The sequence below is a fragment of the Rhodovulum sp. P5 genome (assembly GCF_002079305.1).
Classification (GTDB): domain Bacteria; phylum Pseudomonadota; class Alphaproteobacteria; order Rhodobacterales; family Rhodobacteraceae; genus Rhodovulum.
The window spans coordinates 3,490,186-3,507,296 of sequence record NZ_CP015039.1; the positions used below are offsets into that span (position 1 = coordinate 3,490,186).

15 protein-coding genes are annotated in these 17,111 nt (G+C 65.9%); 4 read left to right on the forward strand and 11 right to left on the reverse strand.

Annotated elements, in window-relative coordinates; all coding sequences use genetic code 11:
• Positions 1 to 6: 6 nt before the first annotated feature.
• From tkt to RGUI_RS16625, 3 genes are read right to left on the reverse strand one after another with little or no spacing between them, the layout of a single operon-like run.
• Positions 7 to 1,998 carry a transketolase gene (gene tkt, locus RGUI_RS16615; RefSeq protein ID WP_081534977.1) on the reverse strand — a complete coding sequence of 664 codons (1,992 nt, stop codon included), beginning with the start codon at positions 1,996 to 1,998 and terminating at the stop codon, positions 7 to 9.
• Between the two features lie 13 nt (positions 1,999 to 2,011).
• Positions 2,012 to 2,884, reverse strand: a complete 873-nt coding sequence (locus tag RGUI_RS16620; RefSeq protein WP_081534979.1) for a phosphoribulokinase — start codon at positions 2,882 to 2,884, stop codon at positions 2,012 to 2,014.
• Positions 2,885 to 2,905: 21 nt separating this feature from the next.
• Positions 2,906 to 3,913, reverse strand: coding sequence for a class 1 fructose-bisphosphatase (locus RGUI_RS16625; RefSeq protein WP_081534981.1), 1,008 nt, complete (start codon positions 3,911 to 3,913; stop codon positions 2,906 to 2,908).
• A gap of 104 nt (positions 3,914 to 4,017) precedes the next feature.
• On the opposite strand from RGUI_RS16625, the gene cbbR reads away from it, so the two are divergent.
• Positions 4,018 to 4,938, forward strand: a complete 921-nt coding sequence (gene cbbR / locus RGUI_RS16630) for a LysR family regulator CbbR (protein ID WP_081534983.1) — start codon at positions 4,018 to 4,020, stop codon at positions 4,936 to 4,938.
• Between the two features lie 33 nt (positions 4,939 to 4,971).
• Here the strand turns inward: cbbR and RGUI_RS16635 are convergent, their stop codons facing one another.
• The 8 genes from RGUI_RS16635 to RGUI_RS16670 form a co-directional block, all read right to left on the reverse strand.
• The gene (locus RGUI_RS16635) at positions 4,972 to 5,460 is read right to left on the reverse strand and encodes a hypothetical protein (RefSeq protein ID WP_081534985.1); all 489 of its coding nucleotides are present in this window, start codon (positions 5,458 to 5,460) and stop codon (positions 4,972 to 4,974) included.
• Complete coding sequence (locus RGUI_RS16640; protein ID WP_081534987.1) at positions 5,457 to 6,005, reverse strand: permease; 549 nt, start codon at positions 6,003 to 6,005, stop codon at positions 5,457 to 5,459. Before RGUI_RS16640 ends, RGUI_RS16635 begins: the two co-directional genes overlap by 4 nt.
• 52 nt (positions 6,006 to 6,057) lie before the next feature.
• Positions 6,058 to 6,279: a formate dehydrogenase subunit delta gene (locus tag RGUI_RS16645; protein WP_081535003.1), complete on the reverse strand. Its 222-nt coding sequence runs from the start codon at positions 6,277 to 6,279 to the stop codon at positions 6,058 to 6,060.
• The gene (gene fdhD / locus RGUI_RS16650) at positions 6,269 to 7,090 is read right to left on the reverse strand and encodes a formate dehydrogenase accessory sulfurtransferase FdhD (protein ID WP_081535005.1); all 822 of its coding nucleotides are present in this window, start codon (positions 7,088 to 7,090) and stop codon (positions 6,269 to 6,271) included. Before fdhD ends, RGUI_RS16645 begins: the two co-directional genes overlap by 11 nt.
• A complete protein-coding gene (gene fdhF / locus RGUI_RS16655) occupies positions 7,087 to 9,957 on the reverse strand; it encodes a formate dehydrogenase subunit alpha (RefSeq protein ID WP_081535007.1) in 2,871 nt (956 codons plus the stop codon). Before fdhF ends, fdhD begins: the two co-directional genes overlap by 4 nt.
• A gap of 79 nt (positions 9,958 to 10,036) precedes the next feature.
• Positions 10,037 to 11,551: an NADH-ubiquinone oxidoreductase-F iron-sulfur binding region domain-containing protein gene (locus RGUI_RS16660; protein ID WP_081535009.1), complete on the reverse strand. Its 1,515-nt coding sequence runs from the start codon at positions 11,549 to 11,551 to the stop codon at positions 10,037 to 10,039.
• Positions 11,548 to 12,015 (reverse strand): formate dehydrogenase subunit gamma, encoded by a 468-nt coding sequence (locus RGUI_RS16665; RefSeq protein ID WP_081535011.1) that lies wholly within the window; start codon positions 12,013 to 12,015, stop codon positions 11,548 to 11,550. The genes RGUI_RS16660 and RGUI_RS16665 overlap by 4 nt, the downstream gene beginning before the upstream one ends.
• A gap of 83 nt (positions 12,016 to 12,098) precedes the next feature.
• Positions 12,099 to 12,983, reverse strand: coding sequence for a LysR family transcriptional regulator (locus tag RGUI_RS16670; RefSeq protein WP_081535013.1), 885 nt, complete (start codon positions 12,981 to 12,983; stop codon positions 12,099 to 12,101).
• Positions 12,984 to 13,186: 203 nt separating this feature from the next.
• Here RGUI_RS16670 and RGUI_RS16675 point away from each other — a divergent pair, with 203 nt between their 5' ends.
• The 3 genes from RGUI_RS16675 to RGUI_RS16685 all read left to right on the forward strand — a co-directional run bounded on the left by RGUI_RS16675 (position 13,187) and on the right by RGUI_RS16685 (position 17,069).
• Positions 13,187 to 14,932 (forward strand): type I secretion system permease/ATPase, encoded by a 1,746-nt coding sequence (locus RGUI_RS16675; protein ID WP_081535015.1) that lies wholly within the window; start codon positions 13,187 to 13,189, stop codon positions 14,930 to 14,932.
• A complete protein-coding gene (locus RGUI_RS16680) occupies positions 14,929 to 16,230 on the forward strand; it encodes an HlyD family type I secretion periplasmic adaptor subunit (RefSeq protein WP_081535017.1) in 1,302 nt (433 codons plus the stop codon). Before RGUI_RS16675 ends, RGUI_RS16680 begins: the two co-directional genes overlap by 4 nt.
• A 74-nt stretch (positions 16,231 to 16,304) precedes the next feature.
• Positions 16,305 to 17,069, forward strand: a complete 765-nt coding sequence (locus tag RGUI_RS16685) for an HpcH/HpaI aldolase/citrate lyase family protein (RefSeq protein ID WP_081535019.1) — start codon at positions 16,305 to 16,307, stop codon at positions 17,067 to 17,069.
• Positions 17,070 to 17,111 lie beyond the last annotated feature (42 nt).

Sequence of the window (17,111 nt, forward strand, 5' to 3'; positions counted from 1 at the left end):
CCCTTCTTACTTGATCAGGTTCTTGGCGGCATCCGCCACGGCCTCGGCAGTGATGCCGAAATGCTTGTAGAGTTCCCCCGCCGGCGCCGAGGCACCGAAGGAGTTCATGCCGATGAAGGCAGAGTTGTCGCCCAGAAGCGGCGCCCAGCTTTGCTCGACAGCGGCCTCGACCCCCACGCGCGGCGCGGTGCCGAGAACGGCGGCCTTGTAGCCTGCCTCCTGCGCCGCGAAAAGCTCGAAACACGGGGCAGAGACGACGGCGGCCTTGATCCCGCCTTCTGCCAGCAGGTCCGCGGCTTTCAGCGCGATCTCGACTTCCGAACCGGTGGCGATCAGCGTGACGTCACGCGCGCCGTCGGCCTCGCGCAGGACATAGGCGCCCTTGGCGACCATGTTCTCGCTTGTGTGCTCGGTCCGTACGCAGGGCAGGCCCTGGCGCGACAGCGCCATCAGGCAGGGCGTGCTGGCCGAGGTCGCGGCGATTTCCCAGCACTCGGCGGTTTCCACCACGTCGGCGGGGCGCATCACGTTGACGTTCGGCATGGCACGGAAGCTGGCCACATGTTCCACCGGCTGGTGGGTCGGGCCGTCTTCGCCCAGACCGATGGAGTCGTGGGTCATCACATAGGTCACCGGCAGACCCATCAGCGCCGACAGGCGGATCGCCGGGCGAGCATAGTCGGCGAAGACAAGGAAGGTGCCGCCATAGGCGACGAAGCCGCCATGCAACGTGATCCCGTTCATCACCGCCGACATCCCGAATTCGCGGATGCCATAGTGGATGTAGCTGCCGCCGTAGTTGTCCTTGCTGACAGGCGCCATGTCCTTGGTCAGCGTCAGGTTGGAGCCGGTAAGGTCGGCCGAGCCGCCCGCGGTATTGGGCAGCGTGGCGTTGACCACTTCCAGCGCCATTTCGCTGGCTTTCCGGGTGGCGACCTTCGGCGCGTCGGCCGAGAGCTTCTGCTTGTAGGCGTCGATGGCCTTGGCGAGCGCATCGGCATCGGGTGCTGCCAGCGATTTCTCGAACGCACCGCCCTTTTCGGAGGCCAGCAGCCGGGCATCCCACGCTTCGCGGGCCGCCTTGCCGCGCGCCGCGACAGCACCCCAGGCGTCGTAGACGTCCTTGGGTAGGGTAAAGGCCTCATGTTCCCAACCAAGCGCGGCGCGCGTGGCGGCGATTTCCTCGTCGCCCAGCGGTGCGCCGTGCACCTTGTGGCTGCCGGCCTTGTTGGGGGCGCCCTGGCCGATCACGGTCTTGCAGGCGATCAGCGAGGGGCGCGGGTCGTTGCGCGCAACCTCAATCGCGGCGGCAACGGCTTCGCGGTCATGGCCGTCGACTTCCTGAACATGCCACTTGGCGGCGCTGAAACGGGCCAACTGGTCGGTGGAGGTCGACAGCTCGGTCGAGCCGTCGATGGTGATCTTGTTGTCGTCCCACAGCACGATCATGCGGCCCAGCGACCAGTGACCGGCCATGTCGATGGCTTCGTGGCTGATGCCTTCCATGAGGCAGCCGTCGCCCGCGATCACGTAGGTGTAGTGATCGACCAGGTCGTCGCCGAAGCGGGCGTTGTGCATCCGTTCGGCTAGCGCCATGCCGACCGCGGTGGTGATGCCCTGGCCCAGCGGGCCGGTCGTGGTTTCGATCCCGTCGGCATGGCCATATTCCGGGTGACCGGCCGTGCGATAGCCCATCTGGCGGAAGTTCTTGATCTGCTCCATGTCCATGTCGGCATAGCCGAGCATGTGGTTGATCGAGTAGATCAGCATCGAGCCGTGACCCGCCGACAGGACGAACCGGTCGCGGTCCGCCCATTTCGGCGTGGTGGGATCGATGTTCATGAAGCGGTTGTAGAGAACCGCAGCCACGTCGGCCATGCCCATCGGCATGCCCGGATGGCCAGAATTGGCGGCCTGCACCGCGTCCATGGTCAGGACGCGGATCGCATTGGCCATCAGCGCCTCTGCGCTTGTGTCGATCTGGGTGGGGGCGTTCATGGAATGAACCTCCTCAGGCGCGTTTGGATTCGGAAACGAGGCGTTCGATCATCGGCGTGAAGATGAGCTGCATCGCAAGGTCCATCTTGCCGCCCGGAATGACGATCGAGTTGGCGCGGCTCATCCACGAGCCGTGGATCATCGAGACGAGGTAGGAGAAGTCGATGCCCCGCGGGTTCTTGAAGCGGATCACGACAAGGCTCTCGTCCGGCGTGGGGATCCAGCGGGCGACGAACGGGTTGGACGTGTCGACCACCGGCACGCGCTGGAAGTTGACGTCGGTTTCGGTGAATTGCGGGCAGATGCAGTGCACATAGGCATGCATCCGGCGCAGGATCACGTCGGTCACGGCCTCTGTGGTGTAGCCGCGCTTGGCCTTGTCGCGGTGGATCTTCTGGATCCATTCGAGGTTGATCACCGGAACGACGCCGATTTTCAGATCGGCATATTTCGGCAGGTTGACCTCGTCATTGATGACCGAGCCGTGCAGGCCCTCGTAGAACAGAAGGTCAGAGTTGTCCTCGAACGGCGCCCACTCGGTGAACTCGCCCGGGGCAACGCCGTATTTCGCCGCTTCTTCGTCGTCATGGACATAGTGGCGGGTCTTGCCGGTGCCGGTTTCTCCATATTCCCGGAAGACGCGCTCAAGCTCGGCCAGTTCGTTGGCTTCATAGCTGAAATGGCTGAAGCCCACATTGCCCGCCGCATACTGACGGTCGAGTTCGGCCTTCATGTCCTTGCGGTTGAACCGGTGGAAGGCGTCGCCTTCGATGGAGACCGCGTTCACGCCTTCGCGGCGGAAGATCTGGTCGAAGGTGTGCTTGACGGTCGAGGTCCCGGCGCCGGAAGAGCCGGTGACGGAGATGATCGGGTGTTTCTTGCTCATGTCTGTCCTCCCGGGAACTTGTTAGACGCGGAACAGGCCGCGGTTGCCGAACAGGGCGTTGACCTCTTGCTCGGGCAGGTCGTGATAGGCCGCCACACGGCTGACCTTGTCTTTGGAGCCGAACACGAACGGCGTGCGGGCATGCAGCTTGTCGGCCGTCTTCGACAGGATCGGGTCCTGCGCATCGGTGGCCTTGCCGCCGGCCTGCTCGATCACGAAGCCGATGGGCGCGCATTCGTAGATCATCCGCAGGCGGCCGCGTTCATAGCCTTTGCGAGAGTCGCCGGGGTACAGGAACACCCCGCCGCGGGTCAGGATGCGGTGGGTTTCGGCCACCAGCGACGCAACCCAGCGCATGTTGAAGTTGCTTTCGCGGGGGCCTTCCTCACCGGCAAGGCAGTCGTCGATATAGGCGCGCACGGGCTTCGGCCAGTGGCGATAGTTCGACGCGTTGATCGCGAATTCGCGTGAGGTCTCGGGGACCTTCACGGCCTCGTTGATCAGGATGAACTGCTTTGTATCGGGGTCGAGCAGGTATTCCTGCGTGCCCTTGCCGAAGGTCACAACCAGCATGACCTGCGGGCCGAAGATGATATAGCCACCGGCAAGCTGTTCGCTGGCCGGGCGCAGGAAGCTCGAATTGCCGTCTTCCTTGGCCTCGAAGATCGAGAAGATGGTGCCGATTGACACGTTCACGTCGATGTTCGACGATCCGTCCAGCGGGTCGATGGCCAGCGCGTATTTGCCCGCCGGGTCCAGTTCGACGACATCGTCCTGCTCTTCCGAGGCGTAGTAGCGCACGCCCGACCCCTTGAGCCGGTCGGCGAAGGCGTCGTCGGCCATCACGTCCAGCGCCTTTTGCTGGTCGCCGCCGAGGTTTTCCCCCACGGCCGCGCCGAGTGCGCCGCCCAGAGGACCGCGCTGGATCACGCGGGCCAGGTCGGCACCGACCTCGCAAAGCGCGTTCATCACAGGCTGAAGCTCTGCGGGGATATGCTGCAAATCCCGGATCGGATTCTCGTTCTGCATAATTTCCTCCCGAATCTGACGGCCGCTTGCCGTTGTCGGTTGCTAGATGAAAACGCCGCTGGTAGAGAATTTAAAAAGTCGTAACTCGCATAAAAGAATTTTTAATGCCCCGTCCTGAAGCGGTAACTTTCAAGCAACTCAGGGCCTTGCAGGCCGTGGCCGAGCACGGATCGATAACCGCCGCGGCCGAGGCAATCCGCCTGACCCCGCCCGCCGTGCATACCCAACTCCGCCAGTTGGAAGCGAATTTCAACGCAAGGTTGTTTGAGCGTGGTCCGCAGGGCGTCGCCCGACTCACGGCTCAGGGGGACGCGGTGCTGGTGGGCGCCCGGGCCATCGATACCGCCCTTGAAGCCTGCGCCGATCATGTGCGCGCCCTGAACGAAGGGATGGAGGGGATGGTCACGCTCGGTGTGGTGTCGACGGCGAAATACTTCGCCCCGCGCCTTGTGGCCGAGCTTCAGCGCGCCTTTCCCACGATCGACATCATCCTCAGGGTGTCCAGCCGCGAGGGCATCGTGAGCGCGCTTCAGACCGCCAGCGTCGATCTGGCCATCATGGGCCGCCCGCCGCGGGCCCCGGCGGTGCAGGCAACCGTTCTGGGGCCGCACCCCCATGTGCTGATCGCACCGGGCAACCATCCTCTGGTCGGGCAGGGGCGGGTGGCGCCCGAGACGATCCTGGCCGAGACGTTCATCGCGCGCGAGGAAGGATCGGGCACGCGGATCCTGATGGATCGCTTTATCGAGCGGCTGGGCAGCGGCCGGCCCGCCCGCATGATCGAACTGGAAAGCAACGAGACGCTGAAGCAGGCCGTCATGGCCGGTCTGGGCATCGCGCTGATCTCCCGTCACACGGTGGTCGACGAACTCAAGCAGGGGCGGCTGGCGGAACTTGATGCCCAGACGCTGCCGATGATACGGCAGTGGTTTCTGGTCAATCGCAGCGACACGCCTCTCAGCCCGGCGGGCGGGCGCATCCACGCCCATATCTGCGGCCAGCAGGGGGCCTTCCTGCCGAAGTGAGCCTTGCGCTGCCCCAGGTCGATCCAGACACCCTCAGACCAGCAGGACCAGCCCGCCAAGGATCAAGGGCATCGGCAGGGATACGGCCGAGCGGAGAAGAACGAAGCGTCGTCCCATCAGCGGCAGCTCATAGGCGATGGTCCGGTTGAGGTTCATCACCGACCAGCTTGTGACATAGGCGATCAGCGGCGCCCAGGCCGCCCCGGCCTTCAGCGCGGCGGCCCCGATGGCAAAGGCCACGAACGGCCCGCCGGGGGTTGCCGCCCCCAAGGCGGTGGCCAGCACGACTCCGCCAAAGCCCGCGGCATCGCCGAAATACTGGTCGATATGATCGACGGGCAGCAATTCGGCCATGAACCCCGCGCCCACAAGGCCCGCCACGACGCGCGGCATCATGAATGTCATCGTCTTTCGCGTGCGGGCAAAGAGGGGGGCAAGGTGTTCGGGGCTTTCGCGCCAAAGCTTGCGCAGCAGAACCAGCGCGAGGATCCACAGCAGCACGGTTCCGATCAGGATGTTCACGCGATCACCCGGCGCATTGCATGGCGCACCGCCCAGCCGAACAGGATCGGCGCGGGAAGCGAGAGCAGGACCCGCAAAAGCACGAATTCGGGCGGCAGAAAGCTGAGTTCCCAGATCACGGTGCGGTTGAGACCCAGCAGAACCCAACCCGACACCAGCGCCACGCCGGCGCCAAGATCGGCCCCCGCGGCCATCAGGCCGATGGTCAGCGGGTAGGTGACCGAAGGCCCGCCGGGAAATACCGACCCGGCCAGCGCGGCGATGATCAGACCCCGCGTGCCGCTTTCGGGCCCGACAAAGCGCAGCACCTTGTCATGGGGGAGCAGGAAGGGCAGCGCGGAGGCGATCAGCACCCCCGCTGCGATCTTGGGCATCAGCATCAGGGCAAACCCCAGATCGCGGCCGAGAATGTCCCAGAACCGCTCTGCGCCTTTCAGCCACAGCACGCCAAGCCCGGAGGCGATGGCGAGCGCCAGAACGAAGAGAAACGAACCGTCGATCAGTTTTCGCCCAGCGGCCCCGGAGTCGCCGGTCTTTTCCTGCATGGCCGTCCCATGGCACGGGCCGCGGAGTCGCGCAATACTCTGCGCGCCAGTGTCAGGCGGTCTGGGGTTTGCGGATCCGCGCGGCCGCCTTGACCACCCGGGGCGCAAGGTCCGGCGCCCCCTCTGCCGTCATCGACAAGAGCTGCGCGCGCATCCGCGGATCCCAGAAACTGTCGATATGCTCGGCGATGGCGGTATCGGCGTCGTCGGCGGGCAGATGGGCAAAGGCCGTTGCGATCTGGTTGGCCATGTAGATCAGTTTTTCAGGCGTCATCCTGCAACTCCAGAAGGGCGATACGGTCGGGGTGGGTGAAGACCTCGAAGGCCGGGGGGCGGGCGCGGGCGATCAGCGCAAGTCCTGCCTCCTCGGCGGCTGACACGGCCCGCGCGGTCGGGGCCGAGACGGCGATCAGTACCGGTGCCCCGGCCATGGCCGCCTTTTGCACAAGTTCGATCGACACGCGGGAGGTCATGACGATCGCACCGTCGCGCATCGTGCGGCCGGCCCGGGCCAGTGCCCCGATAAGCTTGTCGAGCGCGTTGTGACGCCCGACATCCTCTCGCGCCGCGACAAGACCCTCGGCCGGTGTCCAGAACCCGGCGGCATGGGTCGCATGGGTGGCGGCGTGCATGGGCTGCGCCCGGGACAGGTCCCTGACGGATTGGGCGATATGGTCAGCGCTCAACCGCATCGGGGCGCGCGACACCTTTGGTAGCGGACGCGCCGCCGCGGCAAGGCTGTCGATCCCGCACAGACCGCATCCGACCGGCCCCGCCATCAGGCGGCGCCGGTCGGTCAGCCGCGCAGCATGGCCGGGGGACAGCCAGATGCGCAACTCCAGCCCCGTGTCATGGTCGACACGCTCGAACCCCTCAATCGCGTCGGGGGTCTGGACGATGCCCTCGCTCAACGCGAAGCCCACCGCGAAATCGGCAAGATCCGTCGGGCTGGCCAGCATCACCGCCTGTGTCGTGCCGTCGAAGCACAGGGCCACGGGCACCTCTTCGGCCAACGGCCCCGCCTTGTCGGTGCTGCCGTGCGGCCCGACAGTCAGGGCCTTCGCCATATGCCAGCCGCCGCTCATTCCGCCGCCGTGTCGATGCGCCGGGCGCGCCGCGTGAATTCTGCCTGCCGCACCTGCCAGTCGGAGGGGCCGTTCGACGGGCTGACCTGTACCGCTGTGACCTTGTATTCGGGGCAGTTCGTGGCCCAGTCGGAATAGTCCGAGGTCACGACATTGGCCTGCGTCTCGGGGTGGTGGAACGTGGTATAGACGACGCCCGGATTGACCCGTTCGGTCAGCGTGGCCCGCAGCGTCGTCTCGCCCGAGCGGGAGGCGAGCCTGACCCACTCATGGTCGTTGATCCCGCGGGTTTCGGCATCGTGGGGGTGGATTTCCAGAATATCCTCCGGATGCCAGACGGTGTTGTCCGTTCGCCGGGTCTGGGCGCCGACATTGTACTGGCTGAGAATGCGGCCCGTGGTCAGCAACAGCGGGAAGCGTGGGCCGGTACGCTCATCCGTGGGCACATAGTCGGTAACGACGAACAGCCCCTTGCCGCGGACGAAGCCATCCTCGTGCATCACCGGCGTGCCCTGTGGCGAGGCGTCATTGCAGGGCCACTGAACCGATCCTTCCCGATCCAGCAGATCATAGGTCACACCCCCGAAGGCCGGGGTGGTTGCCGCGATCTCTGCCATGATCTCGGACGGGTGGGCATAGGCCCAGTCCGCGCCCATCGCCTGCGCCAGACCTTGCGTGACCTCCCAATCGGCCAGCCCGTTACTGGGCGCCATCACCCGTCGCACGCGGTTCAGGCGGCGTTCGGCATTGGTGAAGGTTCCATCCTTTTCAAGGAAGGTAGAGCCGGGCAAGAACACATGCGCATAACTCGCCGTCTCGTTCAGGAACAGGTCGTGGACGATGACGCAGTCCATCGCGGCCAGCCCTGCGGCCACATGCTTGGTGTCCGGATCCGATTGCAGGATGTCCTCCCCCTGAATGTAGATGCCGCGGAAACTGCCATCGACGGCAGCGTCCAGCATGTTGGGGATGCGCAGGCCCGGTTCGTCCGACAGCGTCGTGCCCCAGACCTTTTCAAAGGTTGCGCGGGCCTCTGCGTCATGCACATGGCGATAGCCCGGCAACTCGTGCGGGAACGATCCCATGTCGCAGGAACCCTGCACATTGTTCTGGCCGCGCAGCGGGTTCACCCCCACCCCCGGGCGCCCGATATTGCCCGTCGCCATGGCAAGGTTCGCAATCGCCATCACGGTGGTGGAGCCCTGGCTGTGCTCCGTCACGCCCAGCCCGTAATAGATCGCAGCATTGCCCCCGGTGGCATACAGGCGCGCGGCCTGGCGCACCTCGTCGGCCGGGACGCCGGTCAGATGCTCGGTGGCCTCGGGGCTGACCCGGTCCTCCGACACGAAATTCGCCCAGTCGGCATAGGCGTCCAGATCGCAGCGTTCCCGGATGAAGGCGTCATCGGTCAACCCCTCGGTGACGATAACATGGGCCATCGCGGTCAGCAGCGCGACATTGGTACCGGGGCGGAGCGCCAGATGATGCGCGGCAGCGACATGTGGACCTTTCACAAGATCGATCCGCCGGGGATCTGCGACGATCAGCTTGGCGCCCTGCCGCAGGCGCTTCTTCAACCGGCTGCCAAAGACCGGGTGCCCGTCGGTCGGGTTCGCCCCGATCACCAGCACCACGTCGGTGTGTTCCACACTGTCGAAGTCCTGCGTTCCGGCAGAGGTGCCGAAGGTTGTCTTCAACCCATAGCCCGTCGGCGAATGGCAGACCCGCGCGCAGGTGTCGACATTGTTGGTGCCAAAGACCTGCCGGATCAGCTTTTGCACGAGGAAGGTTTCCTCGTTCGTGCAGCGTGACGATGTGATGCCGCCGATGGCGCCGGGGCCGTGCTCGGCCCTGATCTTGTTCAGCCGGTCCGCGGCAAAGCGGAAAGCTTCCTCCCAACTGGCCTCGCGCCACGGGTCCTGTATGGTCTCGCGGATCAGCGGGGTCGTGATGCGGTCGGGATGGTTGGCATAGCCCCATGCAAACCGGCCCTTGACGCAGCTATGGCCGCGGTTCGCCTTGCCGTCCTTCCACGGTACCATGCGGATCAGCCGGTCGCCCTGCATCTCTGCCCGGAAGCTGCATCCCACGCCGCAATACGCGCAGGTGGTGACCACAGCGTGGTCGGGGGTGCCGTGCTCGATCACCGCGTTTTCCTGTAGCGTGGCGGTCGGGCAGGCCTGCACGCAGGCGCCGCAACTGACGCAATCCGACGACAGGAAATTGGCGGCGCCGGTCGATATGCGCGCCTCGAACCCACGCCCCTCCACCGTCAGGGCGAAGGTGCCCTGAACCTCTTCGCAGGCACGCACGCAGCGATAGCAGGCGATGCATTTCGCAGGGTCATAGGTGAAATAGGGGTTCGTCTGGTCCTTGGCGATATAGCGCGGGTTCGCCTCGCCATTCTGGCGGGTCTCGAAATGGTTGGCGCCGGGGGTATAGCGGACCTCGCGCAGGCCGACGGCGCCCGCCATGTCCTGCAACTGGCAATCGCCATTCGCCGCGCAGGTCAGGCAGTCAAGCGGGTGGTCGGAGATATAAAGCTCCATCACCCCGCGCCGCAGGCGGGAGAGCTTGTCGGTCTGGGTGCGAACCTCCATCCCCTCGGCGGCGGGCGTGGTGCAGGAGGCGGGCGTCCCCCGCCGCCCCTCGATCTCCACCATGCACAGCCGGCAGGAGCCGATGGGCTCCACGCTGTCGGTGGCGCAAAGCTTGGGGATCTCGATCCCCGCCTCAGCCGCGGCCCGCATGACAGAGGTGCCCTCGGCCACGGTGACACGCTGGCCGTCGATGGTCAGGGTGACGGTCTTGTCCGACTGGCGCAGGGGGGTGCCGAAATCGGGGTCGGGAATGATGAAGTCTTTCATTTCAGGGCCTCCATCTCGGGGACGTTTGGGCACTGCTTGTCGTGAAGCCGGGCCAGGCGGTTGCGGCGGGGTGTGATCATCATTCCGCGGCCGCCTTCTGGCGCGCGAAATCCTCGGGGAAGTATTTCAGCGCACTTTCGACGGGGTAGGGCGTGAAGCCGCCCAGGGCGCAGAGCGACCCGTCCCGCATCGTTTCACACAGATCGGCAAGCAGGGCGGGAGCCGCGGGGTCGCCCGCCAGTATCCGGTCCACCGTCTCCATGCCCCGGACGGCGCCAATTCTGCACGGTGTGCAGGTGCCGCAGCTTTCCACGGCGCAGAATTCGAACGCGAACCGTGCCAGCGCGCCCATATCCGCGGTGTCGTCGAAAACGACGAGCCCCGCATGGCCCAGCAGGCCGCCGGCGCTGTCACATTCTTCGTATCCAAGGGGGGTGTCGAACAGCTCCGGCGGGAAGTAGGCGCCCAGCGGCCCGCCGATTTGCACTGCCTTCACCGGATGCCCGGAGGCCGTGCCGCCGCACAGATCCTCAACCAGTTCCCGGATGGTCATGCCGAAGGCGACCTCGAACAGGCCACCGCGTTTCACGTTGCCGGCCACCTGCAGGGGAATCGTTCCCCGCGACCGGCCGAGGCCGAGCGCCTTGTAATGGTCTGCTCCCTTGGCCATGACCACAGGAACGGAGGCCAGAGTGATGACGTTGTTCACCACCGTTGGCCGCCCCATGAAACCGTGATGGGCAGGCAGGGGCGGTTTGGCGCGCACGGTGCCGCGCTTGCCCTCCAGCGAATTCAAGAGCGCGGTTTCCTCGCCACAGACATAGGCGCCGGCCCCCACCCGCAACTCGATGCGAAAGCCGTCCGCGGCAAGCTCTGTCTCTTGCGCAATCGCGATGGCACGCCGCATGGTGTAGATGGCGTGGGGGTATTCGGATCGCAGGTAGATGTAGCCTCGGTCGGCACCGACGGAGCGGCCCGCGATGGCCATCCCCTCGATCAGGCAGAACGGGTCGCCCTCGATCAGCATGCGGTCGGCAAAGGTACCGCTGTCGCCCTCATCGGCATTGCAGACGATGGCCTTCTTCGGCCCTTCGGCCTCCAGCACGGTGCGCCACTTGATGCCGGTGGGAAAGCCCGCGCCGCCCCGGCCGCGCAGGCCGGACTCGGTCACTTCGGTCACGATCTCCTCGGGCGTCATCTGCCGCGACCGTTCCAGACCGGCCCAACCGCCATGCGCGCGATAGGCGTCGATGTCCAACGGATCGGTCCGCCCGCAGCGCGCGAAGGTCAGCCGGGTCTGGCGGGCGAGGAACGGGATCTCCTCCACCGGGCCCAGCGCCTTGGGGTGGTCGCCGAAATCGCCGTCAAACAGGGCCGGGATGTCCGCGGTCGTCAGCGGGCCAAAGCCATAGCGGATGCCATCGCGCTCGATCTCCAGAAGCGGTTCCAGCCAGATCATCCCGCGGCTGCCCGTGCGGGTCAGGTCCAGCGGGGTTCCCCGGTCATGCGCCTCGGAGGTCAGCGCCGCGACAACCTCATCGGCGCCCAGGGCCAGCGCCGCGGCATCGCAGGGTAGGTACAGCGAAAGGCTCATGTCGCGGACTCCGCGACCATGGTCAGCAGCCGGTCGGCGGTGGCCCGGCCCACCGGCGTGTCATCGACCAGTGCGGCTGGCGCACAGGCGCAAAGGCCTAGGCAGTAGGCCGGTTCCAGCGTAACGGCCCCGTCCGTCGTGGTGCCTTCCCAGTCGATGCCCAGCCGGGCGCGCAAGGTGTCGCCCAATGCCGCCGCCCCCATCGCCTGACAGGCCTCGGCCCGGCAGACACGGAGCCTCCGCTTGCCTGTCGGGTGGTCGTGGAAATCGGTGTAGAAGCTGATGACACCGCGGATTTCGGCGGCACTCAGGCAAAGCGCGTCAGCCAGCACCGGAACGGCGGCGTCCGGAATGTGCCGAAAGTCTTCCTGGATAGCATGCAGAACGGGCAGCAGCGCCCCTTCGATATCTGCATGACATGCCACGATCTCTCGCACGCGCTGTGCGATGTCAGGCCCAGTCATGGCGTTCCTCCCCTTTTACGAGAGTGTGCCAAGCCGGGTGCGGTGCAATCAATGGCCGCGTTTCGTGGGCCGATAGGGATTTTCTATTGAAGCTCGGCGCGTCTTCCCGCGTCCAGCAGTGCCTCCAGAACCGGGGTGCGCGGCTCCCGGTGCGGGGCGATCAGGCCGACGGCGTGGGCCGCCACGGGGGCAACAAGCGGAATGGCCACCAGACCGCCGCCTTCGAGGAAGGGAGAGGCACTGCGCCGTGGCAGGATCGTGGCCCAGCCGCCGGACTGGACATGGGCGATCAGCGTTATGATCGAATTCGATTCCAGCCCGGGTGCGGCCGCCGTGCCCGCCTCTGCCATGTGGCGGTCCACGATCCGGCGGTTCTGCATGTCAGGGGTCAGAAGCGCCAGCCGTTCGCCCGCGGCCTCCGCCCAGCCGATGGAGGCGTGGCCCGCCTTGGCATGGTCGGCGCGCAGGATCAGGTTGTAGTGCTCGGTAAAAAGCGGCAGGGCCGTGACCCGGCCCAAGGGTTCGTTGTCGAGATAGGTGATCCCCGCATCGATCTGCATATCGTCCAGCATCTGCAGGATCTCGACCGAATTGCGCGACAGAACCGTGACCCGCAGCCGGGGATGGCGCGACGTCAGCGGGTCGGTCAGCGTGCTGACCGCGGCCAGCGCGGTCGGGATCGTGGCAATCCGCAGATCGCCCGAAAGCCCCTCCTTCACCGCGCGCATTTCCTCGCGCAGGGCGCGGGCGTCGCCGACGATCCGGCGCGCCCGTTCCAGAACCCGCGCACCTTCCGGTGTCAGTCCGCCAAAGCGCGACCCGCGCCAAACCAGCATCACGCCCAACTGGTCCTCAAGCTGCTTGATGGCGGCCGACAGCGTCGGCTGCGTGACGCCGCAGGCCTCGGCCGCGCGGCCGAAATGCTGTTCGCGGGCCAGCGCGATAAACATCTCCAGCTTGTCGATCATGCCTTCTCCCCCGCTGGTCACAGAGTGACCCGAATGCCGGGGACATCACAACATCCAAGTCGGTCCCGTGCCGACATCCACCGATTTTTAGGGGATTTGCAGCAAACCGCTTGAAAAAACGGTGCCGACCCGTTCTTTGGGGGCACGAAAATCCGCGCAGGCGGGCGACCGTCTGCCACATCTCATAGCCGAGGAGCCCCGCGATGCGCCGGGACAAGGACGAGAACGAACTGTCACTCGCAAAGGCCAAGAGCCGCGGCCTGCTGGGCTGGGTGGCGCTGTTCAGCATCTTCACCAACCTGCTGATGCTGACCGGCCCGCTGTTCATGCTGCAGGTGTACGACCGGGTGCTGGGGTCCAAGTCGGAAGAAACGCTGGTAGCGCTGGCGCTCCTCGTCGGCTCTCTCTACTTCCTCTACTGGCTGCTGGAATTCGCGCGCGGCCGGGTCATGGCCCGGATCGGCGCGCGCCTGCAGGCGACCTTCAACCGGCGGGTTTTCACCGCGGTGATCGAGCGGGCGGCGCTGCGCGGCGGACAGGGCCCCGGGGCGGCTGCGATGCAGGATCTGGACTCGGTGCGCAACATCTTCGCCTCGCCCGTGCTGCTGTCGTTGCTCGACATGCCGTGGACGCCGTTCTTTCTTGTGGCGATCTTCGTCTTCCATCCGCTTCTGGGCTGGGTTGCCTTGGCCGGCGGCGGTCTTCTGATCGTTGTCACCTTCGTCAACCGCATTGTCACGAAACGTGCGCTGGACGGGGCGCAGGGTCTTTCCGTCCGTTCCCAGCGGCTGGCACGGCAGGCGGAAGAGGGCGGTGCGCTGGTCTGGTCGCAGGGTATGGCGCCGGTCATGGCCGAACGCTGGGCCCGCCTGCAGGAAGAGTACAGTGCGGCCGGTTTGGGCGCGAACGACCGCAGCGGCACGTTCAGCGCATTTTCCAAGGCGTTCCGGCTGTTCCTGCAATCGGCGATGCTGGCGGTGGGCGCGTGGCTCGTGTTGCAGCACGAAATGACGGCGGGGGCGATGATCGCCGCGTCGATCCTCATGGGCCGGGCGCTTGCCCCGATCGAGCAGGTGCTGGGCCAATGGCAGAACATTCAACGCGCGCGCTCTGGCTGGAGCGCTCTGCATGAGTTCCTGAACGCGGTGCCCGCCCCGCGCGCTCCCACGGAACTGCCGGCGCCCGAGGCGCGGCTTTCCATTTCCAACATTGGCCTGCGTGGCGCGCCGGGGGCGCCGCCGATCCTGCAGGGTATCAATTTCGAGGTCGCGCCGGGCGATGCGCTGGGCATCATCGGGAAAAGCGGTGCCGGCAAGACCAGCCTTGCCCGCGTGATCCAGGGCCTGATGGCGCCGACGACCGGTGAAGTACGGCTGGCGGGCGCCACGCTCGACCAGTACGGGCCCGAACGGCTGGGCCGGTATATCGGATGCCTGCCGCAGGAGGTTCGGTTCTTCGACGGGACGGTGGCGGAAAACATCGCGCATATGGCGCTGGAGCCCGACGCCAAGCGGGTGGTGGAGGCTGCGCGGCTTGCGCGCGTCCACGAAATCGTTCTCCGCCTGCCCAAGGGCTATGACACGGTCCTGAGCGAAGGCAGCAGCATGTTGTCGGGTGGTCAGCGGCAGCGGCTTGCCCTTGCGCGGGCGCTTTATCACGATCCGGTTCTTCTGGTTCTGGACGAGCCGAACTCGGCGCTGGATGCCGATGGCTCGGACGCACTGAACGCGGTTGTCAGCGACATGAAGAAGAAGGGCAAATCGGTCTTGATCATGACCCACCGACCGACCGCCATCGCGGTTTGCGACAGGCTGCTTGTGATCGACGGCGGACAGCAAAAGGCGCTGGGCCCGCGGGACGAGGTGATCAAGGCGATCATGCGCAATGCCTCTGACGTGCAGCGGACTGTCGGATCGGTGCGCGGAACCGTTCAGGGGGCCAAGGCATGAGCGCGCCGAACCTTCCCCGTGCCGGTGTGCCGCTGATCGTCGGTGTGCTGGCAATCCTGTTTCTGGTCGGCGGGCTTGGGGCCTGGGGCCTCTTCACGCAGATTGCCGGGGCGGTCGTCGCGCCCGGCGTGGTCGAGGTGGAATCCGAACGGCAGGTCGTGCAGCATCCCGATGGCGGGGTGGTCGGCGAAATCCTTGCCAAGGATGGCGATACGGTCGCCGCGGGCGATGTGGTGCTGCGGCTCGACGGGACCTTCCTGCGCTCCGAACTGGCCATCGTGGAGCGGCAGCTTTTGGAGATCGAGGCCCGAAAGGGGCGCCTGATTGCAGAGCGTGACGGGGCAGACAGTGTGACCTTCCCGCCGCTTGATGCGTTTGCCCATCTCGACGAGGCGTGGGTGCAGGGCCAGATCGACGGTCAGGTCAGTCTGTTCGAGGCGCGCAAGGTCGCACTGGCGCAGGAACTGGAACAACTGACCGAGCAGACCCACCAGATCGAAAACCAGATCGAGGGCACCAATGCCCAGATCACGGCGCTGGAAAAGCAACTGGCGCTGGTGGAGCGTGAGTTGCAGGACAAGGAAACCCTTTATGCGCAGAACCTTGTGCCCGTCGGTCAGGTGCTGGCGCTCCAGCGAGAGCAGGCCGGTCTGGAAGGCGATATCGGACGGCTGACCTCTCAGGTGGCGGAGTTGCGCGCGCGGATCTCTGAACTGGCCGTTCAGGCCCTGCGCCTGCATGAACAACGCCGGGAAGAGGCGATCAGCCGCCTGCGTGACCTGCAATACAGCGAGATCGAGCTGGAGGAGCGTCGGCTAAGTCTGATCGAACGGCTGTCGCGGCTGGATGTACGCAGCCCCGCAGACGGTGTCGTCTTCGGCTCCAAGATCTTCGCCGTGCGCTCCGTCGTGCAGCCGGCCGAACCGATGATGTATGTCGTGCCCGGCGGGCAGGCCCTGCAGATCTCGGCCCGGATCGACCCCGTTCATGTGGACGAGGTGTATGCCGGTCAGGACGTGACGCTGAAGCTGACGACCTATGACGCGCGGACAACCCCGGATGTGCCGGGCAAGGTGCTGCGCGTTTCGGCCGATGCCTTGCAGGACGAGGCGACGCGGGAGACCTATTTCGAGGCGGTGATCCTAGCCGATACCTCGGTTCTGGCGGACATCCCCGAGGTTCAACTCCTCCCCGGCATGCCGGTGGAGGCGTTCCTGCGCACCCGCGAACGCACGCCGCTCTCCTATCTGCTCAGGCCTTTGACGGTCTATTTCCAGCGCGCCTTCCGCGAACAGTGACCCTTCCCGCTTGACGCCCCCGCCGGGGGGCGTTTCCCTGTCCGGATGACGACCGGACACCAAGGGGGAGGGGCATGGACATACCGAAAAACCGGTTCAAGGCGCTGCTGAAAGAGGGGCGCCCGCAGATCGGCGTCTGGAACGCGATCCCGCACAGTACCGTGGCAGACATGCTGGCGGCCTGCGGCTTCGACTGGATCGTTCTGGATACCGAACACGGCGCGATGGAGGTGACGGACACGCTGCCCGCCCTTCATGCAATCGACGGCTATCCCGAGGTTTCAGCCGTGGTGCGGGTCGCGATCAACGACTGGGTCCTGATCAAGCGCCATCTCGATCAGGGGGCGCAGACGCTGATGCTGCCCTATGTGCAATCGCGCGAAGAGGCAGAGGCCGCCGTGCAGGCGATCCGCTATCCGCCACGCGGCGTGCGGGGGGTGGCGGGCATGACCCGCAGCAGCCGCTATGGCCTGATCGGCGACTACATGGCCCGGGCGGAGGAGGAACTCTGCCTGATCCTGCAGGTCGAGACCGGGCAGGCGCTGGACCGTCTGGAAGACATCGCCACCGTCGACGGGGTGGATGGTATCTTCATCGGGCCTGCGGATCTGTCGGCCAGCCTGGGCTATCCGGGCCAGCAGCGGCATCCCGACGTCGTGGCCGCCATCGAGGGCGCAATCGGGCGGCTGAAGGATGTCGGCGTGCCCTCGGGCATCCTGACGCTTGACGAGGAGTTTGCCCATCACTGCATCGGGCTTGGGACAAGCTTCACCGCGATCTCGGTCGACATGGCAGCCCTGCGCAATGCGGCCACGGCGCTGTTGGCCGATTTCAAGTAGAGGTTCCCCGCCCGCGGGACGCAAAAGAAACGGGGCCGACCC